Origin of the sequence: Streptomyces sp. NPDC044984 (assembly GCF_040646935.1) — a bacterium.
In the GTDB taxonomy this organism is placed as follows: domain Bacteria; phylum Actinomycetota; class Actinomycetes; order Streptomycetales; family Streptomycetaceae; genus Streptomyces.
The window spans coordinates 1-24,637 of sequence record NZ_JBEZBE010000032.1 but is presented as its reverse complement, the minus strand read 5'-3'; the positions used below and the strand labels follow the sequence as shown (position 1 = coordinate 24,637).

At 73.4% G+C, this 24,637-nt stretch carries 19 protein-coding genes; 3 read left to right on the top strand and 16 right to left on the bottom strand.

Annotated features, from left to right (window positions below):
- Nucleotides 1-68: 68 nt before the first annotated feature.
- The 10 genes from AB0A94_RS29340 to AB0A94_RS29295 form a co-directional block, all read right to left on the bottom strand.
- Nucleotides 69-2,303 carry an FUSC family protein gene (locus AB0A94_RS29340; RefSeq protein ID WP_361749018.1) on the bottom strand — a complete coding sequence of 745 codons (2,235 nt, stop codon included), beginning with the start codon at nt 2,301-2,303 and terminating at the stop codon, nt 69-71.
- A 79-nt stretch (nt 2,304-2,382) separates the two neighbouring features.
- A complete protein-coding gene (locus AB0A94_RS29335) occupies nt 2,383-3,756 on the bottom strand; it encodes an NAD(P)/FAD-dependent oxidoreductase (RefSeq protein ID WP_361748936.1) in 1,374 nt (457 codons plus the stop codon).
- 119 nt (nt 3,757-3,875) lie between these two features.
- The gene (locus AB0A94_RS29330) at nt 3,876-5,591 is read right to left on the bottom strand and encodes a SpoIIE family protein phosphatase (RefSeq protein WP_361748935.1); all 1,716 of its coding nucleotides are present in this window, start codon (nt 5,589-5,591) and stop codon (nt 3,876-3,878) included.
- A complete protein-coding gene (locus tag AB0A94_RS29325; RefSeq protein WP_361748934.1) occupies nt 5,588-6,640 on the bottom strand; it encodes an ATP-binding SpoIIE family protein phosphatase in 1,053 nt (350 codons plus the stop codon). Before AB0A94_RS29325 ends, AB0A94_RS29330 begins: the two co-directional genes overlap by 4 nt.
- On the bottom strand, nt 6,640-7,080 hold the full coding sequence (locus tag AB0A94_RS29320) for an anti-sigma regulatory factor (protein WP_361748933.1): 441 nt from the start codon (nt 7,078-7,080) through the stop codon (nt 6,640-6,642). The genes AB0A94_RS29325 and AB0A94_RS29320 overlap by 1 nt, the downstream gene beginning before the upstream one ends.
- The gene (locus AB0A94_RS29315; RefSeq protein ID WP_361748932.1) at nt 7,080-7,499 is read right to left on the bottom strand and encodes an STAS domain-containing protein; all 420 of its coding nucleotides are present in this window, start codon (nt 7,497-7,499) and stop codon (nt 7,080-7,082) included. Before AB0A94_RS29315 ends, AB0A94_RS29320 begins: the two co-directional genes overlap by 1 nt.
- On the bottom strand, nt 7,496-8,395 hold the full coding sequence (locus tag AB0A94_RS29310; protein ID WP_361748931.1) for an STAS domain-containing protein: 900 nt from the start codon (nt 8,393-8,395) through the stop codon (nt 7,496-7,498). The genes AB0A94_RS29315 and AB0A94_RS29310 overlap by 4 nt, the downstream gene beginning before the upstream one ends.
- 127 nt (nt 8,396-8,522) lie before the next feature.
- Complete coding sequence (locus AB0A94_RS29305) at nt 8,523-8,915, bottom strand: STAS domain-containing protein (protein WP_361748930.1); 393 nt, start codon at nt 8,913-8,915, stop codon at nt 8,523-8,525.
- A gap of 103 nt (nt 8,916-9,018) precedes the next feature.
- Nucleotides 9,019-11,430 carry a SpoIIE family protein phosphatase gene (locus AB0A94_RS29300; protein WP_361748929.1) on the bottom strand — a complete coding sequence of 804 codons (2,412 nt, stop codon included), beginning with the start codon at nt 11,428-11,430 and terminating at the stop codon, nt 9,019-9,021.
- On the bottom strand, nt 11,427-15,425 hold the full coding sequence (locus tag AB0A94_RS29295) for a HAMP domain-containing protein (RefSeq protein ID WP_361748928.1): 3,999 nt from the start codon (nt 15,423-15,425) through the stop codon (nt 11,427-11,429). Before AB0A94_RS29295 ends, AB0A94_RS29300 begins: the two co-directional genes overlap by 4 nt.
- A gap of 330 nt (nt 15,426-15,755) precedes the next feature.
- Between AB0A94_RS29295 and AB0A94_RS29290 the strand changes: the two genes are divergently transcribed.
- On the top strand, nt 15,756-16,127 hold the full coding sequence (locus AB0A94_RS29290; RefSeq protein ID WP_361748927.1) for a PRC-barrel domain containing protein: 372 nt from the start codon (nt 15,756-15,758) through the stop codon (nt 16,125-16,127).
- A complete protein-coding gene (locus tag AB0A94_RS29285; protein WP_361748926.1) occupies nt 16,124-16,555 on the top strand; it encodes an ATP-binding protein in 432 nt (143 codons plus the stop codon). The genes AB0A94_RS29290 and AB0A94_RS29285 overlap by 4 nt, the downstream gene beginning before the upstream one ends.
- A 2-nt stretch (nt 16,556-16,557) precedes the next feature.
- Here the strand turns inward: AB0A94_RS29285 and AB0A94_RS29280 are convergent, their stop codons facing one another.
- A complete protein-coding gene (locus tag AB0A94_RS29280) occupies nt 16,558-16,992 on the bottom strand; it encodes an ATP-binding protein (RefSeq protein ID WP_361748925.1) in 435 nt (144 codons plus the stop codon).
- Between the two features lie 211 nt (nt 16,993-17,203).
- Entirely contained in the window at nt 17,204-19,108 is a 1,905-nt protein-coding gene (locus AB0A94_RS29275; RefSeq protein WP_361748924.1) for an AMP-dependent synthetase/ligase, read from the bottom strand.
- Nucleotides 19,109-19,261: 153 nt separating this feature from the next.
- Here AB0A94_RS29275 and AB0A94_RS29270 point away from each other — a divergent pair, with 153 nt between their 5' ends.
- A complete protein-coding gene (locus tag AB0A94_RS29270; RefSeq protein WP_361748923.1) occupies nt 19,262-19,495 on the top strand; it encodes a DUF6480 family protein in 234 nt (77 codons plus the stop codon).
- Nucleotides 19,496-19,516: 21 nt separating this feature from the next.
- Here the strand turns inward: AB0A94_RS29270 and AB0A94_RS29265 are convergent, their stop codons facing one another.
- From AB0A94_RS29265 to AB0A94_RS29250, 4 genes are all read right to left on the bottom strand, one after another.
- Entirely contained in the window at nt 19,517-20,635 is a 1,119-nt protein-coding gene (locus AB0A94_RS29265) for a glutamate--cysteine ligase (RefSeq protein WP_361748922.1), read from the bottom strand.
- 109 nt (nt 20,636-20,744) lie between these two features.
- Complete coding sequence (gene glgB, locus AB0A94_RS29260; RefSeq protein ID WP_361748921.1) at nt 20,745-22,976, bottom strand: 1,4-alpha-glucan branching enzyme; 2,232 nt, start codon at nt 22,974-22,976, stop codon at nt 20,745-20,747.
- Between the two features lie 4 nt (nt 22,977-22,980).
- On the bottom strand, nt 22,981-24,339 hold the full coding sequence (locus tag AB0A94_RS29255) for a maltokinase (protein WP_361748920.1): 1,359 nt from the start codon (nt 24,337-24,339) through the stop codon (nt 22,981-22,983).
- A 28-nt stretch (nt 24,340-24,367) separates the two neighbouring features.
- On the bottom strand, nt 24,368-24,637 hold a 270-nt coding region (locus tag AB0A94_RS29250), incomplete at its 5' end, for an alpha-glucosidase C-terminal domain-containing protein (protein ID WP_361748919.1).

The window sequence follows — 24,637 nt, the reverse complement described above, 5'->3', positions numbered from 1 at the left end:
GAGCCGGACAGGGGCCGCCCCCGGCGGGCCGTACCCCCGGGTGACCGGGGCGCACCGCGCGGGCCTCCTCATCGTTCGGGTGCCGTCACCGGGACGGCCAGCGGCCGGGCGAGGCCCACCACGGCCTCGTCCAGGCGCTCCAGGTGGCGCAGCACCCGGCCGGTGACGCGGCCGTAGCGGGCGGTGCCGTCGCCGCCCAGGAGGGACGCGATGCTCGGCCCGGTCTCGACCGGCGCGGTGACGTCCTCGTCGGCGACGCGGTCCGCGATCGTCACGATGTTGCGCACCGTGCGCCCCGCCGCCCCGCGCAGCCGGGGGTCCGCCGCGATCGAGGGATGGGCCGGCAGCAGCTCCGCGGTGGCCGCCAGCGAGCGCGCGTGGTACGCGCACGTCTCGAGCAACGCCACCACATAGCGCGCGGTGGTGCGCCGGGCCCGCAACGGGGTGACCGGATGGGTCAGCGGCTGGGTGGCGGAGCGCAGGTCGCCCAGCGCCTGGTCCAGCCGCCGTGCCTGGTCCAGCAGGTCGCCGGCGGGCCCGCCGCTGAGCTGGCCGACGGCGGCCTCGGTCACCTCGGCGAGCCGCTCCAGCACGGTGACCAGCAGCTCGTTGGTGCGCCGGTCGGTGTTCACCGGCAGCACCAGCGCCGCCGCGACCACCCCGCAGGCCGCGCCCAGCGCCGTCTCCTCCACCCGCAGCACCAGCACCTCCCAGCTGTAGGTGTGCAGCAGGGTGTAGAGCAGCCCGAGCATCGCCGTCACGAAGAACGACATCAGCGTGTAGGACAGCGGCGCCGTGTAGAACATGGCGAAGATCAGCACCAGCACCAGCGCGAACGCCGTCCAGGTGTGACCGCCCACCAGGGCGGCCAGCAGGATGCCGGCGACGACGCCGAAGACCGTGCCCAGCAGCCGCCGGTAGCCCTTGACCAGGATCTCGCCGGTCGAGGCCGTGTTGATGAAGACGATCCAGCAGGTCAGCACCGCCCAGTACCAGCGGTGCGCGGACAGCAGCTCGCCCCCGACGATGGCCAGCGTCGAGCCCACCGAGACCTGCACGGCGGCGCGCGTGGTGGGCCGGCGCAGCCCCTTCGGCTCCTCGGCCGGCTCGTTCTCCTCGCCGGCGTCGATGGCGGCGTCCTCGGCGTCCAGCTCCTCCCGCGAGCGCGCCGTCGCCGGGCTGTCATCCGACTCGTCCTGCGGCCCCTCCAGCGCGACGCGCAGCCCCATGACGGCGCGCGCGGTCTCGCCGACGGCCCGGAACACGTCCCGCACCGCCGGGGTGGCGACCGGCAGGTTCTCCTCGTCCCGGTAGCCGAGCAGCCGGTTGCGCAGCTGCGCCACGCCCGCCCCGCCGACCCCGGTGCGCACCACCAGCGCCCGCAGCGCGAGCAGGTCCCGCCGCAGCGCGGCCGTGGCCTCGTCCGGGCCGGGCAGCCGGCCCACCTCCGGGGCGGGCGCGCCGGGCAGGTGCAGGGTGAGGGTGTCCGCCCGCTCGGCACTGCGCGCCGACAGCAACTGCAGGCCGAGCCGCTCGGCGGCGATCTCCGCGTCCGCGATCCGGCGCTGCACCAGCCGCGCCGTCGACTCGTCCGGCGTGCCCTCCTCCAGCCGGCTCTGGATCATCAGGGCCGTCTCGTGCAGCCGCGCGGTGCCCTCCCGCACGTCCTCCAGGGCCTTGTCCACGTCGTCGGGACCGGCGTCCAGCAGCGCCAGCTGCGCGGAGACGAGCCGGGCCAGCCGGGCCCGGAAGGCCTGGCGCAGCCGCAGGAGCAGACCGGCGGGGGTCACGGGGACGACGGCGAACCGCACCAGGGCGCTGCACGCGAACGCGACGGCCAGGGCCGCCCACAGCCCCGGCAGCTGCGCGGCGGAGGCGCCGACGAACAGGGACACGAAGTAGACCTGGAAGCCGATCAGGCCGAGCGCGGTCCCGCGGTCCCCGAACCGGCGGCCGTACACCGCGGCGAAGATGAGCACGACGAAGAAGACGTCCCCGACGACGACACGCTCGCTGAGCACCGCGCCCAGCGACACGGAGACCAGCGCGACGGGCAGGCCGGCGGCCAGCGTGACCGCCTGGGCGCCGCGCTGCTTCTCCCGGATGGCGAAGGTGGCGACCATCGCCGCCATCGCCCCCGCCACCAGACGGGTGACGTCGACCCCCGCCGAGGCGAGCACGGCCAGCGTCAGCGCGATCGCGCCCACCGTCCGCAGTCCGGCCGTCAGCCGCAGCAGGCCGGGGTCGGACGCCGCCAGGTGGTCCCGCAGCCGTGTCCGCACCGGGCGTCCCGCCGCCTTCACGCCGCCGCACTCTCTCCCGTCGCGCACCCGGACCCCGGTCCCGGCACCGCCGGGCGCGGGCCGTCTCCCGACTCCCGGATCACCGCGCGGCCCGGCCCGCCTCCGCGACGTGCTCCCGCACCTGCTCCGGCGTCAGATAGGCGTCCAGGTACTCGAAGTCCCGCAGGTTGCCCGGCTTGTGCGCCTGGAACCCGGTGCGCACGAAATCGTCTCCGGCGACCGCGTTCAGCAGCCAGTTGGTCATCACCCGCGTCTTGGCGACACCGGTGCGCAGCGCCGACCAGTGGTAGCCGCGGGCCACCGCCTGGGCGGGCAGGCCGTGCAGTTCGACGCCGAGCGGCTTGGACACCGCGTCGGTGCCGCCGAGGTCCACCACGAGTCCGAGGTCGTGGTGGACGTACGGCCGCGTCGGTTGACCCCGCAGCGTCGCGATGACGTTCTCGGCGACGTGCCTGCCCTGCCGCAGGGCGTGCTGCGCGGTCGGCGGGCACACGGCGTCGTCGCCCTTGGCCACGTCGGGCACCGCCGCCGAGTCGCCGAGCGCGAACACCCCGTCCTGGCCCGGCAGGCACATGTCCGCGTTGACCGCGAGCCGCCCCCGGACGGTCTCCGCGTCGAGCGTGGCGATGAGCGGGCTGGCGACGACACCGGCGGTCCAGATCAGGGTGCGGGTGGGCACCACCCGGCCGTCGGTGAAGGTGACCTCCTCGGCGCCCGCCTTCGCGATGGAGACGCCCAGCGAGATCTCGATGCCGCGCCGGGTCAGGATCTCCTGCGCGCTGCGCCCGAGCCGCTCGCCCAGTTCGGGCATCAGCTTCGGCGCGATGTCGATGAGGTGCCACTTGATCAGGCCCGGGTCGAGGCGCGGGTAGCGCTTGACGGCGGCGTGCGTCAGCCGCTGCAGGCAGGCCGCGGTCTCGGTGCCCGCGTAGCCGCCGCCGACGACCACGAACTGCAGCCGCGCGGCCCGCTCGGCCGGATCGTGGCTGGCGTCGGCCAGATCGAGCTGGGAGATGACGTGGTCGCGGAGGTAGGCGGCCTCGGCGAGCGACTTGAGCCCGAAGGCGTGGTCCGTCAGCCCCGGGATGTCGAAGGTGCGGGTGACGCTGCCGGGGGCCAGCACGATGTAGTCGTACGGCTCGTCGACGATCTCGCCGTTGACAAGCCGTACGACACAGACCTTGGACTTCAGGTCCACGCCGATGGCCCCGCCCGGGATGATCCGGGTGCGGTACCTCTTGCTGCGGCGCAGGGAGAGCGCGACCGACTGCGGGGTCAGCACGCCGGAGGCCACCTGGGGGAGCAGCGGCAGGTAGAGCTGGTAGGAGAACGGCGTCACCAGCGTGAGGTCGGCCTCGTTCGGGGCGAGCCTGCGCTCCAGCCGGCGCACGCACTCCACGCCGGCGAAACCTGCGCCCACCACCAGGATCCTGGGTCGTGTCACGGTGTCCATCCCTTCCTGCGGCTCCAGGGGGTCTGCCTCGAACATCGACTACTGACGCGTGCCCCTGTTCGGCACCACGATGCCCGCACCTTCGCCGGAACGCACCGGGAAGGGATCCGGCGGCCGGTTCAGCCGTGCAGGTGGCACAGGAGCAGGCAGACGTCGTCGTCGCGTTCGGAGTCGCTGAGCAGCGGGTGCAGGATCCGGTCCGCCGAGTCCTCCAGGTCCGCGTCCAGCTCCGCGGAACCGAACGAGCCCAGGGTCGCCGCGAGCCGTTCGATGCCCGGGTCGATGCCCCGGGCGCGCCGCTCCACCAGCCCGTCCGTGTAGAGCGCGAGCGTCGAACCGGGCGCCAGCCGCTCGGTGTGGTCGGCGATGTCCTGCCGCAGCGGGATGCCGAGCATCGCGCCGGGCTTGGCGTCCAGGACGCGCACCTTCCCGCCGGGCAGCCGCAGCACCGGCGGCGGATGACCGGCGGCGGCCCAGGTCAGCGACCGCCCGTCCGGATGGAACCGCGCGATGACCGCCGTGGCGAACAGGTCGGGCTGGAGGTGGCGCAGGTACCCGTGCAGCCGGGTCAGCAGCCGGCCGGGGCTGTCGCCGTCGACGGCGTAGGCGCGCAGCGCGGTGCGCAGCTGGCTCATCATCACCGCCGCGTGCAGCCCGTGCCCGGTCACGTCGCCGATGACGGTGATCAGACCGCCGTCGCGCTGCCGGAACGCGTCGTACCAGTCGCCGCCGATGTTCAGCCCGTGTGTGGCGGGGAGGTAGCGCGCGGCCAGGCTCAGGCCCGGCGTCGCCGGCAGCTCGGTGAGCAGGGCGCGCTGCAGCGTCTCGGCGATGTCACGGTTGTGCTCGAAGCGGCGGGCGTTGTCGATGGCGGTGGCGGCCCGCCGGGCGAGCTCGAGCAGCATCAGGGCGTCGTCCGGGTCCCAGCGCTCACCGGGCGGCGACAGCGTCAGCACCCCCAGCGGCGCCCGGCGGGTCAGCAGCGGGACGCAGAGCAGCGGCCGGTCGGGATCCAGGGCCGACGGGGGCTGGTCGTCCACCCCGGGCAGACCGCCGGGGTGGCCGGCCGCGTACTGCGGCCGCCCGGTGCGGGCCGCGCGGACCGCCGCACGCGGGTGGGACGTGGGCCGGTACCGGTCGTCCTCCTGGTCGAACAGCCACACGTCCACGCGGTCGGCGTACCGCGGCACCAGCAGCTCCGGCAGCCGGCGCACGATCTCGTCGTGGTTGAGCGAGGCGTTCAGCACGGCGCTCGCGTCCGCCAGGAACGTCAGCCTGCGGCGCGCGTTCTCCGCCTCCTCACGCGCCCGGCGCTCGGCGGCGAACGCCTCGCGCTGCGCGCGTCCCGCCGCGTCCAGCTCGGCGTGCAGCGCCAGGACGCCCTGGTTGGTCTGGTGCAGCTCCTCTCGGTGGAAGGCGACCAGTTCCTCCTGCTCGGCGAGCTTGTCCAGCACCACGGCCGTGTCCTCGTCGGCGCCCAGCAGCGCCTCGGACAGCCCGGCCGGGTCCTCCGGCACCGGGCCGGCGTCGGACATCCGGCCCGGCTCGGGGCACGGGACGGTCACCGTCCACGGGGCGCGGCCGGCGGCGCCCGCGCCGGGTGCCGGCACCACCGAGACGTGCAGCGTCCCCGCCCCGGCGGACGGGCCGGGGCCGTCCAGGGTGAGCACCCAGACGCCGCCCTTGGTGAGGCACTGCCGCAGCCGGCCGCTGAGCTCCGCGGCCAGCCGGGCGCGTTCGACGGTGGGCACCCCGTGCGCCGCCGCCAGCCGGGCCACGGCGATACGGGCGCGTGCCGCGTCCGTGACGGTCCGGATCCGCCAGGTGCGCGTCATGGGCGCTCCGGCGGGGCGGGGGCCAGCACGGCCACGGCGGTGTCGTCCCGCACCGGGCGCGCCGGGCTCCCGGCGTCCCGGACCGCCACGGCGGCCGTCACGGCCGGATCGGCCGGCGGCCGCCCCGTGTCCGGGGGCGGCGTCCAGCGGCCGGGCAGACCGTCGGTGTGCAGGATCAGCAGGCTCTCCGCGGTCCAGACGACCTCCTCCTCGCGGACGGTGAGCGGCCGGTGCACCCCGACGATGCCGGGCCGGGACAGCAGGGTCCGCCAGCGGTCGCCCTCCCGCAGCCGGGCCGTCACATTGCCGATCCCCGCGAAGCGCAACCGCCCGGCCCAGGTGTCGAGCTGCGCCACGGCGACGGCCGCGCCCCGGGTGCCGGCCAGCGCCGTGTGGAGCTTCGGCAGGCACTCGGCGGGCGGGAGCCGGGCCCAGTGGCGCAGCTCCTCGACGGCGGCGGTCGAGGCACGAGCCGCCTCGCTCCCGTGGCCGAGACCGTCGGCCAGCAGCAGGGTCAGCCGGTCACCGGACCTGACCCAGGCCCAGGCGTCCCCCGAGAAGTCCCCCCCGGCGAACGGGACGTTCACACCGCCGACGCGCACACCGGGGTCCTCGGCGGAGCCCGCGCCGGCGGCGGGGCCGACGCGGGCCACCGCCACGGTGCCCCGGCCGGGCGCGCTGTGCAGGGCGAAGTCGTCGGCCAGACGCCGGCAGGTGCCGAGGCCCGCGCCGAGCGAGCCGGTGGTGGAGAACCCGTCCCGCCGCGCACCGTCCACGTCGGAGATGCCCGGCCCGTGGTCGAGCGCGGTGATCTGCACGACCTGTCCCGGCCGGCCCTCACCCGGTACCGGCGGGTCCACGACGTCGACGAGCGCCTCTCCCGCCTGCGCGTGCTTGAGGAGATTGGTGGCGAGCTCGGTCGCCACCAGCGCCGCGGCGGCGGTGCGCCGCTCGTCGAGACCGGCCGCCGCCGCGGCCTCTTCCGCCGCGACCCGGACGTCCCGCACCCGGGTCGGGTCCTGCACCGGCACGTACCGGACGCGGGGCATCAGACGTCCTCACGCCGGTGCGGCTGCCGGGGCACCCAGGACGTCACCCGCACCGTGGTCCCCGCCCCCGGGACGGTCTCGACCTCGAAGTCGTGCACCAGGCGCCGCGCGCCGCCCAGCCCCATGCCCAGCCCGTCGCCGGAGGTGTAGCCGTCGCTGAGCGCCCGGTCGAGGTCGGGGATGCCGGGGCCCGAGTCGCTGAAGGCCAGCCGCAGCCCGTCGGCCCCGCCGGTGGTGACGTGCGACGCCTCCATCAGGCCGCCCCCGCCGTGCACCAGGGTGTTGCGGGCCAGCTCGCTGGCGGCGGTCACCAGTTTCGTCTGGTCCACCAGACCGAAGCCGAGCCGGGCGGCGGCCTGCCGCACGTGCTGACGCACCCACACCAGGTCCATGTCCGACCGGACGGGCAGGCGGGCCTCGACGCCCGCGGCGGTGTGCATCACGGACTCCCCTCGCGCGCACCGCCGGAACGGGACGTCACGACGGGCTGCGCGAGAAGCTCCAACGCCGCCTCGGTGGTGAGCGCGGTCCGCATCCCCGGCAGCGTCAGACCCAGCTCCACCAGGGTGATGGCGACCGCGGGCCGCATACCGGCCACCACGGTGCGCGCGGCCAGCAGTTCGGTCTGCGCCGCGATCTCGGCCAGCACCCGTCCGAGGAAGGAGTCGACGACCTCCACCCCGGAGATGTCGATGACCACCCCCGTGACCCCGCTGCGGGCGATCGTCTCGGAGAGGTCCTGCTGCAGCTGGTGCGCCGTGCTGTCGTACAGGTCCCCTTGGAGGGTGACCAGCAGAACGTCACCGAGCCTGAGGACCGGCACGTGTCCCGCGACCGGGCGGGAGAATCCCTCGCTCACCGCCGGCCCGCACCGTCGGACGCCGCGTTCACGATGTTCGTCCCCAGCTCGTGCAGGCAGTACCCGAGCGCGTCGGCGAGGCTCGCCCGCGTCTTCACCGTGCCGAGGTCCAGGCCGAGGTGCACGATGGTCTGCGCGATCGCCGGACGGATGCCGGACACCACGCACTCCGCGCCCATCAGCCGGGCCGCGGCGACCGTCTTCATCAGGTGCTGCGCCACCAGGGAGTCGACCGTCGGCACACCGGTGATGTCGAGGATCGCGAACCGGGCGTGCTGGTCGACGACCGCGTTCAGCAGGGTCTCCATCACCACCTGGCTGCGGGCGCTGTCCAGCGTCCCGATCAGCGGCACCGCCACGATGCCGTCCCAGAGCTTGATCACCGGCGTCGCCACCTCGAGGAGCTGGAGCCGTTGCCGGTCGATGAGGGACTGCGTCTCGCTCAGCGCCGTCTGCATGGCCACCAGACGCAGCGTGCCCAGGAGCATGCTGAGCGTGGTCGACCACGCCCGCAGTTCCTCGGGCGACGCCTGGTCCGATTCGGCGACCAGGAGGTTCTCGGCCGGCGGCCACAGCGCCGCCAGCTCGCTCGACACCTGGGTGTTGGACAGCCCCGCGCGGGAGCGGGCCGCCCCCATCCGGGCCAGCTGCTCGCGCACCGCCGAGAAGCCCGCGGCGTCCGGATCCTCGACCCGCTGCGCGTCGGCGACCTGGGCCAGCGCGTCGACGACCGCCTTCCCCGCCTCCACCGCCTCGTCGCGCGAGGCCGTGAACACCGTACGGAACAAGGGCTCGTCCGCCCACCGCTGGGCGATCTGCTCGCGCCGCCGCCGCAGGAAGTCCCTGACCTCGTGCGCCGGTGTTCCGGGTGCTCCGCCCGCTTCGTGCTCCGGCACCTGTTTCCTCTCCTCGTCGTCATCGCGTCGCACCGCGCCCGAACGCCGGGACCGCGGTACGACCTCGGCCGGGTGGCCCTTCCGGCCGGGCTCCGACGCCGTCCGCGCCGGACCCCGCGGGCCGTGCTCAGAGCTCCGGTTCGACCGGGGTCTCCGGCAGCGCGTCCACGCGCTCCAGCGCCTCGTCGACGCTCTCCGAGACGGGCACGGTGATGCTCACCCCCGTCAGGTCCAGGATCCGGCGCACCGCGGAGGTCGGGGAGATGATGTGCACGCTCCCCGGCAGCTCGCGGGCCTCCTGGTAGACCCGGAGGATGATGTTCATGCCGGACGAGTCCATGAAGGGGACCGCCGACAGGTCGAGCAGGAAGTGCCGGCGGCCGTGATGGAGCTGGTTCGCCAGGTGGTGCTGGAACTCGGTCGCCGTGTCGACGTCCAAGTACCCCTCCACGGTGAGCAGCGCCACGTCCTCCCGCGGCAGGGTCACCTCGACGGACAACGGGTCCTGGGCAATGGGCACGAGTACCTCCAACAAGGTGATCAAGCTCTTCGTCGCGCAGCCGCGCGTACCCCCGAATCGTCGGATCATGCCCCGGCCCGCCCGGCCGGCCGGGGCGTCCCCCTCAGCCGACCCGGATGCCCACGATGCAGGTGTCGTCGTCCGTGTCCGACCTGCTGTACGTGAGCAGCCGGTCCAGCCGCTGGTCGAGCGTGTCCGGGGCCGAGGCGGCGGTGGTGAGCAGATGGGCCAGCGACTCCTCCACGCTGCGGTCCCGGCGCTCGATCAGACCGTCCGTGTACATCAGCAGGTTGTCCTCGGCGGCCAGCTGCACCTCCGACTCCTCGTACACCGCCTCCGGCACGGCACCGAGCAGCAGCCCGCGCACCAGCGGCAGCGGAGCGGCCACGGAGCCGCGCACCAGCACCGGCGGCAGATGACCCGCCCGCGCCCACCGCAGCGTGCGTGAGGCCGGCTCGTACAGGCCGCACACGGCGGTGGCGGTGACGCCGCCCGTCAGATGGTGCGCCACGATGTTCAGCCACGACAGCAGCTGACCGGGGCCCGCCCCGGTGACCGCGAGGCCACGCAGCGCGTTGCGCAGGACGACCATGCTGGTCGCCGCCTCTATGCCGTGCCCGGCGACGTCGCCCACGCACAGCAGCACCAGCCCGGAGGGCAGCACCACGGCGTCGTACCAGTCGCCGCCCACCAGCTGCTCGGCCTCCGCCGGCCGGTAGCGGACGGCCACGTCGAGGCCGGGCACCTGCAGCGGCGCCTGGGTGGGCGGCATGATGGCGCGCTGCAGCTGCAGCGCCAGCCGGTCGCGTTCGCTGGCCTGCTGTTCGGTGTGCGCCAGCTGGTCGCGGGTGGCCGCCAACGCCACCTCGGTCCAGTGCTGGGCGGAGATGTCCTGGTAGGCGCCCCGGGTGGTGAGCAGCCGGCCGTCGGTGTCCAGGACCGGTTCGGCGACGACCCGGATGTGCCGGGTCACCCCGTCGGGGCGCTGCAGCCGGAAGGCGGCCGACGCCGGGCGCCGGTGGTGCAGCAGCGTGCGCAGGAAGCGGCCGATGGTGACGGCGTCGTCCGGGTGGGCGTGCGCCGGCAGCTCCTCCAGCGGCACCGGCAGGCTGGACTGCGGACGCCCGTACAGGTCGAAGAGCTGCCCGTTCCAGGTGATCTCCCCGGTCAGCAGGTTCTCCTCGAAGCCGCCGATCCGGCCGAGCCGCTGGGCGTGCTGGAGCAGGCTCGCCAGGCGGGCCGTCTCGTCCTCGATCCGCCAGATGAACAGGATGCCGGAGCCGTGCCGGCTGACACTGATGTCCGCGACCGCCGCCAGCGGCACCTGGTCGACGAGGGCGGTCAGGTTCATGCGCCGGGCGCGGAACGGCTCACCCGTGGCGTACACCCGCTCGATCCGCTGGAACAGCTCACTGTTCCCGGCGGCCATCGGATACGCCTCCAGGAGCAGCGCGCCGCTGACCATGGCGCGCGGCCGGCCCGCCGGATCCAGGAAGCGGCTGTTGACGTGCTGGATGCGGAAGTCCAGCAGGTTGCCCTGGCCGTCCAGGTGCGGCACCAGGACGAGAGCCGGGTCGTACAGTCCGTCGGCCAGGTCCATCAGCTCCGCGGCGTCCGGCAGCACCCGGGGCTGCACGGCCGGGCCGCTGGGCGCCGTGTACGTCTCCAGGGTGTGCGCGCACAGCTCCGCCAGGGCCTCCACCTGGCGCACGATCTGCGGCGGCTGCTCGGGCAGCGGATCCGGCCAGACGATCTCCAGCACGCCGTACACCCGGCCCCCCGTACCGGCGGGCAGGGCCGCCCGGCCGCCGTCCGGATGGTGGTGCCGGCCGACACTGGGCAGGCCCCTCTCGGCCAGCGACGTGATCCACAGGCCGTCGCGCTCCGCGAGACCGCACCGGGCGACCGTCGCCACGTCCGGCGGCACGTAGTACCAGCGCGCCGCCTCCGCGGGGGAGAACCCGGCACTGCCCGCCAGGGTGAGCGACCCGTCGGCGCCGGCCGCCCAGATCGCCACCGCCACCGCGCCCAGCGGACGCAGCGCCTGCGCCAGCAGGGACTCGGCCACGGCCTGGGTGTCGTCCGCCGCCAGCACCCCGCTCTCGGCCGCGCGCAGCCGTACGGCGGCGGGGTCCCGCCCCGCCTCCTCGGCGGCCCGGGTGGCGGCCAGGAAGGCGTCCGTCACCTCGGACATCCGGTCCCGGGCGGCCTGGTTGATGACCTCGACCGCGAACTCCAGCTGGGTCGTCCCGGCCTGCTCGGTCAGCTCGGCGAGCTGGCGGGCGGCCTGCGAGGGACCGCACCCCAGCCGTTCGACGAGGATGCCCTTGGCGAGTTCGATCAGCGCCCGGCCCTCGGCCTCCGCCTGCGCGGCCCGCACCTCCCGGCTGAGCCGGTCCACGGTGGCCGCCAGCCGGCCCACGGGCGAGTCCGCGGACACCCCGGCGGGTCCGGCCGACGGTCGCTCGAGCCGGGCCGTGCCGAGCAGCTCGTCCGTCTGCTCCCCGGCGCTCATGCCGGCAGCCAGCGGCGGACACAGGCGATCAGGTCCTGGGTGTCGACCGGTTTGGTGACGTAGTCGCTGGCCCCCGAGGCGAGGCTCTTCTCCCGGTCCCCGGGCATCGCCTTCGCGGTGACGGCGATGATGGGCAGCTCGGCGTACTGCGGCATGGCGCGGATCTCGGCCGTGGCGGCGTAGCCGTCCAGCTCGGGCATCATCACGTCCATCAGCACGAGCGCCACGTCCGGGTTGTCCACCAGTCTCTCGATGCCCTTGCGGCCGTTCTCCGCGTGCAGCACCCGGAAGCCGTGCAGCTCCAGGATCCCGCTGAGCGCGAAGAGATTACGCGCGTCGTCGTCGACGACGAGGATGGTGCGGCCGGAGAACGAATCGTCCACCACGGCCTGCGGCGCCGGCCGCTGCGGCTCGTCGGACCGCACCAGCGACAGCACGTCGCCGGGCTCCTCCGCGGAGAGGTGCAGGGCGATGCGTTCGCGCAGCTCGTCGAGGCTGGACAGGAACTCCAGCGCGGTGCCCTCGGCACGGGACCGCAGCTCCTTCTCCACCGCCGCGTCGGCACGGTGGCCGCTGTGCACCAGCACCGGCACGCTCGCCAGGGCGGCGTCGCCCCGCAGTGCCTCCAGGAACCGGGTGACCTCCTCCGGGGCCATGCCGAGCTCCAGCACCACGCAGTGGCACGGGTCGGCGGCCAGCGCACCGGCCGCCTCCTGGGCGCCGACGGCGGTGAGGATGTCGACCGACGGCCGGGAGGTGCCGTCACCGTGCGCGACGTCCTGGACCACGCTCTCCGCGACCAGGGTCAGCAGACCCCGGGCCTGCTCCTCCACGACGAGCAGCCGCCGCGGACGCCGGCCGGACGCCGGTCCCGTCTCGATCGCCGCCGGCTGCCGGGCCGGCACCTCCGGCAGGGCCTCGCCCAGGTCCCCGTCCGGGAGCGGCGAGGGACGCAGCAGGTCCTCGAAGTCCGGCCGGGCCACGGGCAGGAACAGGGTGAACGTGCTGCCCTGGCCCGCGACGCTGTCCACCGTCACCGCGCCGCCCAGCAGGTGCGCGATCTCCCGGGTGATGGACAGACCGAGCCCGGTGCCGCCGTACTTGCGGCTCGTCGTGCCGTCCGCCTGCTGGAAGGCGCCGAAGATCGCCTCCAGGTGCTGCTCGGGAATGCCCACACCGGTGTCCCGCACCCGGAAGGCCACCACGGACCCGCCCCGCAGCACACCGCTGGGCACCTCGTCGTCCGGCGCGGGCTCGATCCGCAGCTCCACGCCGCCCCGCTCGGTGAACTTGACCGCGTTGGACAGCAGGTTGCGCAGCACCTGCCGCAGCCGCGAGTCGTCGGTGAGCAGGTCCGCCGGCGCGCCCGGCGCCGTCGTCACGGTGAAGTCCAGGCTCTTCTGCATCGTCATCGGCCGGAAGGTGGCCTCGACGTACTCGATGAGCCGGCGCAGCTCCACCCGCTCGGGGCTGACGTCCATCTTCCCGGCCTCGACCTTGGACAGGTCGAGGATGTCGTTGATCAGCTGCAGCAGGTCCGAGCCGGCCGAGTGGATGATCTGCGCGTACTCGACCTGCTTCGGGCTGAGGTTGCGCGAGGGGTTCTGTGCGAGCAACTGGGCCAGGATCAGCAGGCTGTTGAGTGGGGTGCGCAGCTCGTGGCTCATGTTCGCCAGGAACTCCGACTTGTACTTCGAGGCCAGCGACAGCTGCTGGGCGCGCGCCTCCAGTTCCTGCCGGGCCTGCTCGATCTGGAGGTTCTTCGCCTCGATGTCCCGGTTCTGCTCCGCCAGCAGCGCGGCCTTGTCCTCCAGCTCGGCGTTGGAGTGCTGGAGCTCCTCCTGCTGGCTCTGCAGCTCCGCCGAGCGCTCCTGCAGTTCGGCGGTGAGCCGCTGCGACTCGACGAGCAGCTCGTCGGTGCGGGCGTTGGCCACGATGGTGTTGACGTTGACGCCGATGGTCTCCATCAGCTGGGCCAGGAAGTCCTGGTGGATCTGGGTGAACGGGGTCACCGACGCCAGCTCGATCACGCCGAGGACCTGGCCCTCCACCACGATGGGCAGCAGCACCAGCGCGGTCGGCACCACCTGCCCCAGCCCGGAGGAGATGGTGACGTAGTCCGGCGGCAGCTCGTCCACCGTGATGGCGCGGCGGCTGCGCGCGGCCTGGCCGACCAGGGTGCGGCCGAAGGCGATCCGGGTGGGCCGGCCGTCGTCGTCGGGGTAGCCGTAGGAGCCGACGAGCCGCAACTCGGGGCCGTCGTCGCCGTCCTCCGCGAGGTAGAAGGCGCCGTACTGGGCCGACACCAGCGGCACCAGCTCGTCCATGATCAGCTCGGCGACCACGGGCAGGTCGCGGTGGCCCTGCATCAGGCCGGAGACCCGGGCGAGGTTGGTCTTGAGCCAGTCCTGTTCCTGGTTGGCCCGGGTGGTCTCGCGCAGGGACTCCACCATCGAGTTGATGTTGTCCTTGAGCTCGGCGACCTCGCCGGAGGCCTCCACGTTGACGGAGCGGGTCAGGTCGCCCTCGGCGACCGCGCTGGTGACCTCGGCGATCGCCCGGACCTGCCGGGTGAGGTTGCCCGCCAGCTCGTTGACGTTCTCCGTGAGCCGCTTCCAGGTGCCGGAGACGCCCTCGACCTCCGCCTGGCCGCCGAGGCGGCCCTCGGTGCCGACCTCGCGGGCGACGCGGGTGACCTCCTGGGCGAAGGCGGAGAGCTGGTCGACCATCGTGTTGATGGTCGTCTTCAGCTCCAGGATCTCGCCGCGCGCGTCGACGTCGATCTTCTTCGACAGGTCGCCGCGGGCCACCGCGGTCGTCACCAGCGCGATGTTGCGCACCTGGCCGGTGAGGTTGTTGGCCATGGAGTTGACGTTGTCGGTGAGGTCCTTCCAGGTGCCCGCGACATGGGGCACGTGCGCCTGGCCGCCGAGGCGGCCCTCGGTGCCGACCTCGCGGGCGACGCGGGTGACCTCGTCGGCGAAGGCCGACAGCGTGTCGACCATCGTGTTGATGACGTCGGCCAGCGCCCCGACCTCACCGGCCGCCTCGACCCTGATCCGCTGCGACAGGTCGCCCCGGCCCACCGCGGAGGCGACCTGGGCGATGGAACGGACCTGGCCGGTCAGGTTGGACGCCATCACGTTGACGTTGTCGGTGAGGTCCTTCCAGGTGCCGGAGACGCCGCGCACCTGGGCCTGGCCGCCGAGGCGGCCCTCGGTGCCGACCTCGCGGGCGACGCGGGTGACCTCGTCGGCGAAGGCGGAGAGCTGGTCGACCATCGTGTTGATGGTGTTCTTGAGTTCGAGGATCTCGCCGCGGGCGTCCACGGTGATCTTCTGCGACAGGTCGCCCTTGGCGACCGCCGTCGCCACCAGCGCGATGTTGCGGACCTGGCCGGTGAGGTTGCCGGCCATGAAGTTCACCGAGTGGGTGAGATCGCGCCAGGTGCCCTTCACGCCCTGCACGTCGGCCTGGCCGCCGAGGCGGCCCTCGGTGCCGACCTCGCGGGCGACGCGGGTGACCTCGTCGGCGAAGGCGGAGAGCTGGTCGACCATCGTGTTGATGGTGTTCTTGAGTTCGAGGATCTCGCCGCGGGCGTCCACGGTGATCTTCTGCGACAGGTCGCCCTTGGCGACCGCCGTCGTCACCTGGGCGATGGAGCGGACCTGCGCGGTGAGGTTGCCCGCCATCGCGTTCACCGAGTCCGTCAGGTCGGACCAGGTGCCCGAGACCCCCGGCACCTGCGCCTGTCCGCCCAGCGCTCCCTCGGTGCCGACCTCCCGGGCCACCCGCGTCACCTCGGAGGTGAACACCGACAGCTGGTCCACCATCCCGTTGAAGACCTTGGCGATGTCCCCCATGAGGCCGTCCGCGTCGTCCGGCAGCCGGGTGCCGAAGTCCCCGTCCCGTACGGCCGTCAGCCCCGCCAGGAGCCGCCTCAGCTCCTGGTCCCCCGGCGTCGCCTCGGTCCCCTCGGTGCTCTTGCTGGTCATGCGCACCCTCGTTCCGACCAGAGTCAGTGCGCGTTTCCGCAGTTCACGGATGTGCGCGATGAGAAAATACGCCGAAGGCTAACCCAGGTAGCGGGTACGGAACAAAGCCTGACGCAGTCGGGAGAACCGGCCCGAAAAAGTTCCGGAGCTCGTGCATGTTCCGGCTTTTGGCGGGTACTCGACTTGGTTGCGCCGGGACGGGGAGCGCCGGGCCGCCGATGCGCGGTTTTGGTCCGTGCCTTTCGAATGCGCGCGCCCCTGCCGGGTATTTGCTGCTGTGGAACTGGGCGTCGCCCAGGGGATCCGTCGTCATCGGGGAGGCAAGGAGCAGTGCCCATCGACAGCATCTGGTCATACGCGCCGGACCTGGACCACGTCCGGGAGCAGGACCTCACGGGCTACACCGTGGTCGCGAGCGACGGCACCATCGGCCACGTGGACCGGCAGGCCGATCACCACGGCATGCGGCACCTCGTCGTCGACACCGGGGTGTGGGTGTTCGGCCGCAGCCTCCTGGTGCCGGTCGGCGTCGTCGCGGACGTCCACGCGGGGGAACGTCAGGTGACGTTGGACTGCACCAGGGCCGAGGTGAAGGAGGCGCCCCGGTTCCGGACCGACAGCGAGACCATGGACCCCGCCTATCTCACCGCGGTCGGTGACTACTATCACCGGCTGCCGCCGCGCGAGAGCCCCACCGGGTGACCACCGCACGACAGACGCGCCCGGTCGGCGGCACGGGGGTGGGCAGTGCCGCCGACGCGCGGGCGCACGCCGAGGCGACGGTGCGCGCCCACTGGGACGCCGAGGGCCGCACCCCGCATCACCAGGACATGATCGACCTCTCGCTCGTCGTGTCGGAGCTGGTCACCAACGCCATCCGGCACGGCGCCGGACTGGCCGGCTTCGACGCGCGGACGACGGGGGAGGGCGTGCGGATCGCCGTCCACGACCACAGCGACGTCGTCCCCGAGGCCGCCGGCGGAACCGGCGCCCTGCCGGACGTGCACCGCGGCAGCGGTTACGGCTGGCCCCTGGTGATCCGGCTGGCACGGGACATCGAGATCCGCAGGCGCCCCGGCGGCGGCAAGACCGTCAGCGTGCTCGTTCCCCTGCGTGACGCGCCGTCATAGGCTCACCAGGGCAGGAAGACGTGGATGTCCTTGCCCTGGTCGTCGCTGACGACGCTGACCTGGTCGCACAGTGTGTGGATCAGATGCCAGCCGATACCGCCGCCGCCGCGGTGGGGGTGGAAGGGCCGCGGGGCCGGCTCGGTGGTGCTGGTGTCGTGCATCACCACGTGCACCCCGTCGAACGTTCTGCGCAGACGCAGCTGGAACGGGCCCGGGGCGTACTGGACCGCGTTGGCGGCCAGCTCCGTGACCACCAGCAGGATGTCGTCCCAGTGCTCGGGGGCCGACGGCGCCGACACACGGGCCAGGTCGAGGAGGAACTCCTCCGCGACCAGGCGTGCGTCCGTCACATCGTGCAGCTCCCCCGGGAAGCTGGCGATGCGGCTCGTGATGTCCTCGGCAGCCAGTGTCCTGTCCCTACGCGGCTCGCGTGCCATCTCGCCTTCCATGCCCCGTCGTCGCGGGGCGATCGTTCTCGCTTCTGCGCCCCCTCGAACTGTGGGTTCCCGCGCGGGCGGAGCCTACGCGCCCGCATGCCCGTGCCCGGTCGGTGACAAACCCGTCACCGACCGGCAGCGTTCTCCGGGGCCTGTCCGGCGGCTCCCGCCCACCGCGCGGCGGCGGACAGGCCCGGCCCTCCCCGGGCGGTCAGCGGAAGACGTTGTCGGAGTCGTCCCAGCCGGACGACTCGTCCACGGCCGGCGTCCGTCGCGGACGCGTCCGCGACTGGTACATCGCGTCGATCTCCAGCGCGTAGCGCCGCACGATCTCGTCCCGGCGCAGCTTCATCGACGGCGTCAGCAGCCCGTTGGCCACGTCGAACGGCTCGGGCAGCACCCGGAACACCCGGATCGACTCCGGACGCGACACGCTGCTGTTGGCCGCGGCGACCGCCCGCGCGATCTCCTCCCGCAGCGCGTTCTCCTCCCGCGCCTCCCGGGCCGGCGCGTCGCCCGGCGGGGACAGCGCCGCCCGCCAGTCGCTGAGGAACTCCGGGTCCAGGGTGATCAGGGCACCCACACACGGCCGGTTGTCACCCACGACGACGGCCTGATGGACCAGCGGGTGCATCCGCAGCCGCTGCTCCAGGGCCGTCGGCGCCACGCTCCTGCCGCTGCTCGTGATGATGACGTCCTTCTTGCGGCCGGTGATCGTGAGGTAGCCCTCGGCGTCCAGCCGGCCCAGATCGCCCGTGGCCAGCCAGCCGTCGCGCAGCACGGCCCGGGTGGCGGCCTCGTCCCCCACGTACCCCTGGAACACCGACGGCCCGCGCACCAGGATCTCCCCGTCGTCGGCCACCCGGATCTCGGTGCCCGGCAGCGCCTGCCCGACGGTGCCGGACTTCTCCCGCCCGAACGGCTGCATCGTCACCCCGCCGCTGGTCTCGGTGAGCCCGTAGCCGTCGTGGACGTAGATGCCGATCCCCTCGTAGAAGAGGGACAGGTCGCGGTTGAGCGTCGACCCCCCGGAGGTGGCCCGCAGCACCCGGCCGCCCAGCGCGGCCCGCAGCCTGCGGTAGACCGTGCGCTCGTACAGGGCGTGCTGCAGCCGCAGGTCGAAGCCCGGCCCCGCACCGCGGCCCAGCCGCTGCCGCTCCAGCGCGGCGGCGAAGTCCCGTGCCGTGCCGGCCGCCCGCTCGAACAGGGCGCCGCGGCCCGACAGCTGCGCCGCGCGCAGGAAGTTCTTGTAGATCTTCTCCAGCAGCGAGGGGACGGCGTACAGATAGGTGGGCCGGAAGGTGCGCAGGGCCGAGGACAGGGACTCCCCGCCGATGTCGGGTTCGTGCCCCATCAGCAGGCCGCCGCGCACGCACAGCACCTGGATCATCAGACCGTAGACGTGGGAGAAGGGCAGGAAGGCGAGGACGGCGGCCTGCTCACCGGGGGGCGCCGCGACGTGGCCCCAGCCCGCCAGCAGGGTGTCGCTCATGAAGGCCAGGCCGCGGTGGCTCAGCGCACAGCCCAGGGCGTGGCCGGACGTGCCGGAGGTGTAGGCGACGACGGCCGTGGAGTCCGGCAGGACGATGCGGCGCATCGAGTCGACCGTGGCCGCCGGGATGAACTCGCCGCGCGCCACCAGCTGGTCCAGCGCGCCCGCGTCCAGCTGCCAGACGTGCCGCAGCCCCGGCAGCGCGGCGCACACCGGCCCGACGGTCATCACGCCCTGCTCGTCCTCCACCAGCACGGCCACACAGCCGGAGTCCCGCAGGATCCACTCCACCTGTTCGCGCGCGGAGGCCGGATGGACGGGGACGACCTCGGCGCCCACCGTCCACAGGGCGTGGCCCAGGAGGGTCCACTCGTAGCGGGTGCGCGCCATGATCGCCACCCGCATGCCGGGCGAGATCCCGGACGCCACCAGGCCCTTGGCCACGGCGACGACCTCGTCGCGGAACTCGACGGCGGTGATCTGCTCCCAGGTGGCGGAGGCCGGGTGGGCGCGACGGGCGAACATCGGCAGGGCGGGGCGCTCGGCCGCCGTCTCGAAGAGACTGTCGGCGAGGCCGCCGGTCAGGGGCGAGACCGAGGGGGGAGCGAGGGCGAGGTCGCGCATGCGCTGCTCCTGACGTGTACGGGGTGTGACTCGGCCGATGAGTAGCGTCATCGGCGGTGCCTGAATGTAGCCGAGCCGGAGCGCCCCCGCGCCGGGATCGCGACAAGTGTGTCCGCACTGATGATCGCGGGACTTTCGGGGGACTCGGACGACATGAGCTACGTCAATCCAGATCCCGAACCGGAACGCAGTACCGGCCTCGAACCGGGCGGCGGCGTCCCCCCGGGCGAGACCCCGCCCGCGGAGAGCAGCATGCCCGAGGCGGGCCCCCGGGAGACGCACAACCCGACCAAGGGCTGGGCCAAGGGCCCGCTGACCGTGATCCTCGCCGTCGCGGTGCTGATCGCGGCGTTCTTCCTGGTCTACGCCCTCATCCTCATCCTCTGACGCCCCTGTCCCCTCATCCCCTCATCCGCGAGGAGCGGACCCCGTACGTCCTGCCCCCTGGGTGTGCCGCACGCACTCCGTGACGACGTCCCGCAGACTCCCCGTGCGTTCGAGCAGGGCGCGCTGCACCTGCGCCCCGTTGCCGTCGCGCAGCAGTCGTGCGCAGCCCTCGCGGGCGCGCTCCAGGTCGCCGGTGGCCTCCAGGGCCTCGGCGACGTGGTCGAGGAGGTCGCGCACGACCGTCTCGGCCGGCATGCGGCGCATGGTCCGCGGGTGGAGCAGTTCGCCCTCCAGCCCCGACCTGGCCGCCTGCCAGGCGGCCAGCCGGAGCAGGCTGACGCCGGGGTCCACCGGCTCCCGGCCGGCCCGCCACTCGCGTGCCGCGGTCTCCACCAGCCCCCGGGCGAGGGTGGCGATCAGCGCCGCCGTCTCCGCGTGCAGACAGACGTCGGAGACGCGGATCTCCACCGTCGGGTACCGCTGGGAGAGCCGGGCGTCGAAGTAGACCATCGCCTCGTCGAGGATGACGCCGGTGGCCACCATGTCGGCGACCCGCCGGTGGTAGCGCTCCGCCGAGCCGAACGTCTCGGTCGGACCGGCGGACGGCCAGCGCTGCCAGACCCGGCTGCGGTAGCTGCTGTACCCCGTCTCCTTGCCCTGCCAGAACGGCGAGTTCGCGCTCAGCGCCGCCAGCACCGTCAGCCAGGGCCGCAGCCGGTCCACGACCCCCACGCCCTCCTCGTCGGACTCGACCGACACATGGACGTGGCAGCCCATGACGAGTTGTTCCCGGGTGGCTATGCCGTACTGCTCCTCCATCCACTGGTACCGCCGGTTGATGCCGACGGACGGGCTCACCGGCAGCGGCGAGGTGGCGAGGGCGGCGACGGTGCAGCCGATCTTCCCCGCGTGCCCGGCGGCCTCCTCGCGGCAGCGGACGATCTCCGCGTGCAGGCTCTCCATCGAGGACTGCGGATGCGTGGCGAACTCCAGCATCTGCTCGTGCAGTTCCTTCTCGAAGACGTCCTGTTCCGCGCCGTCCCGGGCGGCGCGGGCGAGTACCGCCGCGGACATCGCCCGCGGTTCGCCGCTCTCCGGATCGACCAGGAGGAGTTCCTCCTCCACTCCGACGGTGCGCACTTGGTGCCGCCCTTCTGTGTCCTGCCGTGACGAAGCCGAGAAGCCCTCGGCCGTACGACCCCGAATGCCCCGGTCGGAGCGTCGGACACCTGGCGGCGTCGCCGGACCCTCACACAGTGATCGGCGTCAGCCACACCGTCGCGAGCGGCGGCAGCGTGAGCCGTACGGTGCCGTCCTCGGGCTTGACCGGGTCCGGGTTCGTGACGCCCCCGCCGCCGTAGTGCGCGGCGTCGGTGTTGAGGACCTCCTGCCAGGCGATCACGTCGTCGCCGACGGTGAGCGGGTAGTCGTGCCGGACCACGGGGGAGAAGTTCGACACCGCGAGCAGCGGCCGGCCCTCGGCGTCGTACCGCAGGAACGCGAAGACGTTGTCGTCGGCGGCGTCGACCGACACCCACCGGAAGCCGGACGGGTCGGTGTCGCGCTGCCACAGCGCCGGGGTCGCCCGGTAGCGGGCGTTGAGATCGCGCACCAGGTCCCGCACCCCGCGGTGGTCGCCCGCGGAGTGGTACCCGTCGTCGAGCAGCCACCACTCGGGGCCCTGCTTCTCGGACCACTCGGCGCCCTGGGCGAACTCCTGCCCCATGAACAGCAGTTGCTTGCCGGGGTGGGCCCACATGAAACCGAGGTAGGCACGCACGTTGGCGCGCCGCTGCCACCAGTCGCCCGGCATCTTCGACACCAGCGCCTGCTTGCCGTGCACCACCTCGTCGTGCGAGACGGGCAGCACGTAGTTCTCGCTGTAGGCGTACACCATCGCGAACGTCATCTCGTGGTGGTGGTACTTGCGGTGCACCGGCTCGTGGGAGACGTACTCCAGCGAGTCGTGCATCCAGCCCATGTTCCACTTGAAGCCGAACCCGAGGCCGCCGGTGTCGGTGGGCCGGGTCACCCCGCCCCACGCCGTGGACTCCTCCGCGATGGTCACCACCCCGGGGCAGCGCCGGTAGACGGTCGCGTTCATCTCCTGCAGGAACGCCATCGCCGCCAGGTCCTCCCGGCCGCCGTACGCGTTGGGTTCCCACCCGCCGTCCTCGCGCGAGTAGTCCAGGTAGAGCATGGAGGCCACCGCGTCCACCCGCAGTCCGTCGATGTGGAACTCCTGGCACCAGTACACGGCGTTCGCGACCAGGAAGTTGCGCACCTCGGTGCGGGCGAAGTCGAAGGTGTACGTCCCCCAGTCGGGGTGCTCCGCGCGCCGGGAGTCCCCGGGCTCGTACAGCGGGTCCCCGTCGAACCGGGCCAGCGCCCAGTCGTCCTTCGGGAAGTGCGCCGGCACCCAGTCCATGATCACGCCGATGCCGGCCCGGTGCAGCGCGTCGACCAGGTACTTGAAGTCGTCCGGGGTGCCGAGGCGGGCCGTGGGCGCGTAGAACCCGGTGACCTGGTAGCCCCAGGACGGTCCGAAGGGGTGCTCGGCGACCGGCATCAGCTCCACGTGGGTGAAACCGAGGTCCTTGACGTAGGCCGGGAGCTCCTCGGCGAGTTCGCGGTACGTCAGTCCCGGCCGCCAGGACGGCAGGTGCACCTCGTACACCGAGAACGGCGCCTCGTGCACGGGCGTCGCCGCCCGCCGCGCGAACCACTCGGCGTCGCCCCACTCGTAGTGCGAGGCCGTCACGACGGACGCCGTGTTCGGCGGCGCCTCCGTGCGCCGTGCCATCGGGTCGGCCTTGAGGAACCGGTGTCCGTAGCGGGAGTGGATCTCGAACTTGTAGCAGGTGCCCTCGCCGACGCCCGGCAGGAACAGCTCCCACACCCCGGACGAGCCCAGCGAGCGCATCGGGAACGCCGTGCCGTCCCAGTGGGTGAAGTCGGCGGCGACCCTCACCCCCTGCGCGTTCGGCGCCCACACCGTGAAGCGGGTGCCGGTGACGCCCTGGTGGGTCATGGGGTGCGCGCCGAGCGCCGTCCACAGCTCCTCGTGCCGGCCCTCGCCGATCAGATGCAGGTCGAACTCGCCGAGCGCAGGCAGGAACCGGTACGGATCGTGCGTCTCGACGGCCTCGTCGTCGCCGTAGGCCACCGTCAGCGTGTACGCGGGGACCGCGTCCAGCGGCAGCACGACGGAGAAGAGGCCGTCGCCCTCCGAGACGAGCGGGGTGCGCGCGCCGTCGACGACCACGCCCACCTCGCGGGCGAAGGGGCGCAGTGCCCGGAAGGCGATCCCGCCGGGCACCGGATGGGCGCCGAGCAGCGCGTGCGGATCGTGGTGGGCGCCCGCCAGCAGACGCCCCCGGTCGGTCGGGTCGAGGGCGGGTGCGGGTGCGGCGCCGGATGGCGCGGTGGCGGACGGGGCGGGCCCGGCCGGCTCGGGAAGCGGGGTGTCACGCAGGGCCACGGCTTCAGTCTCCTCTCACGGCGAGGCGCTCGATCGCCGCCATGGGTACGGGCAGCCAGTCGGGTCGGTGCCGGGCCTCGTACAGCACCTCGTACACGGCCCGGTCCGTCTCGTAGGCGCGGAGCAGGCCGTGCTTCTTGCGCGGGTCCCAGCCGGCGCGGGCGGCGTAGCCCGCGCAGTAGGCCTCACGGCAGCGGCGCGCCCACTCCGGGCGCCAGGGGCGGCGCTGGCGGGCGGCGTAGTCGAAGGAGCGCAGCATCCCGGCGATGTCCCGCACGGGGGAGTGGGCGCTGCGCCGTTCGGAGAGCGGCCGGGACGGCTCGCCCTCGAAGTCGATGACGAACCACTCGCGCCCCGCCCGCAGCACCTGCCCCAGGTGCAGGTCGCCGTGGATGCGCTGGGCGGGCGGCCCGGCGTCGCAGGTGGCCAGGGCGGCGAAGGCGGTCCGCAGCCCCGGCACGAACGGCTGGAGCGCGGGGACGGCGTGCGCCGCGGCGGCCAGCCGCTCGGTCATCGCCGCCGCCGTCCGCCCGTTCTCGCCCGGCGCGCCGATGGGGAACGCCGAGGACAGCGCCAGGTGGACGTCCGCCGTGGCCCGGCCCAGCGCGTGCGACTGCGCGGTGAAGTCGTCACCGGAGGCGAGCGCGTCGAGGGCCAGCGTCCAGCCGTCGGAGGCGTTGCGCAGGTACGGCTGGAGCACACCGAGCGTCGCCTTGAACGGATGCGTGGTGTGGAACCAGGCCACCGGGGCGGGCACCCGGTCACAGCCCTGCCGGGCCAGCGCACCCGGCACCTCCAGATCCGGATTGACCCCGGGCTGGATGCGCCGGAACACCTTCAGGATGTACTCGTCGCCGTACACCAGCGAGGAGTTGGACTGCTCGGCGGTCATCAGGCGCGGCACCAGACCGGCGGGCACCTGCTGGGACCCGTCGCACTCGAAGCGCAGCGGGCCCGCCGCACCGGGGTGGCGCAGCCGTTCCAGGAACAGCTGGGCGGCGCGCGGGTCGTGGAGGGCGTCGTAGACCGTCAGTCCGGCCAGCAGGCCGGCCGGCACCCTGCCGATGAGTGCCTTGCCGAGCCGCGGCGAGGGGTGCTCCCGTACGCCGAGGAGGAGCTGGTAGCAGTCACCGGCCGGGGTCGTGCCGCCGGGAGCGGGCACGCCTCCGTGACCGGCGTGCACCAGTACGTGCAGACAGCCCGGGAACAGCTCCGTCGTCGACAGCACACCCAGGTCGGTGACGGGCCGGTCCTTGCCGGCGAACCAGCGCTGCAGCGGCAGCCACTCGCGCAGCAGCCCGGTGAGCGACTCCATGGGCTCGGCGGGCGCGCTTCGCGGCCGCAGGAACGCGGTCTTCGTCATGGTGACGCCTCCTCTCCCCGGCACACGCTCACAGTCGTCGGCCGGTGCGGGATGCGACTCGGGTGAGCCGGAACCAGTAGAAGCCGTGGCCCCCGAGGGTCAGCAGGTACGGCAGGTCGCCGACGGCCGGGAAGCGCACCCCGCCGAACAGTTCGACCGGGTGCCGTCCGGCGAACTCGCGCAGGTCGAGCTCGGTGGGCTGGGCGAAGCGTGAGAAGTTGTTCACGCAGAGCACCAGGTCGTCCTCGTACTCGCGGAGGAAGGCGAGGACGGCGGGGTTGGAGGAGGGCAGTTCGGT

Excerpts from the sequence above, each read along its gene's own strand:
- AB0A94_RS29255 (WP_361748920.1), bottom strand. The coding sequence starts at position 24,339 with ATGACGAAGACCGCGTTCCTGCGGCCGCGAAGCGCGCCCGCCGAGCCC.
- AB0A94_RS29320 (WP_361748933.1), bottom strand. The coding sequence starts at position 7,080 with ATGCACACCGCCGCGGGCGTCGAGGCCCGCCTGCCCGTCCGGTCGGAC.
- AB0A94_RS29335 (WP_361748936.1), bottom strand. The coding sequence starts at position 3,756 with ATGGACACCGTGACACGACCCAGGATCCTGGTGGTGGGCGCAGGTTTC.
- AB0A94_RS29300 (WP_361748929.1), bottom strand. The coding sequence starts at position 11,430 with ATGAGCGCCGGGGAGCAGACGGACGAGCTGCTCGGCACGGCCCGGCTC.
- AB0A94_RS29270 (WP_361748923.1), top strand. The coding sequence starts at position 19,262 with ATGAGCTACGTCAATCCAGATCCCGAACCGGAACGCAGTACCGGCCTC.
- AB0A94_RS29330 (WP_361748935.1), bottom strand. The coding sequence starts at position 5,591 with ATGACGCGCACCTGGCGGATCCGGACCGTCACGGACGCGGCACGCGCC.
- AB0A94_RS29280 (WP_361748925.1), bottom strand. The coding sequence starts at position 16,992 with ATGGCACGCGAGCCGCGTAGGGACAGGACACTGGCTGCCGAGGACATC.
- AB0A94_RS29325 (WP_361748934.1), bottom strand. The coding sequence starts at position 6,640 with ATGCCCCGCGTCCGGTACGTGCCGGTGCAGGACCCGACCCGGGTGCGG.
- AB0A94_RS29275 (WP_361748924.1), bottom strand. The coding sequence starts at position 19,108 with ATGCGCGACCTCGCCCTCGCTCCCCCCTCGGTCTCGCCCCTGACCGGC.
- AB0A94_RS29295 (WP_361748928.1), bottom strand. The coding sequence starts at position 15,425 with ATGACCAGCAAGAGCACCGAGGGGACCGAGGCGACGCCGGGGGACCAG.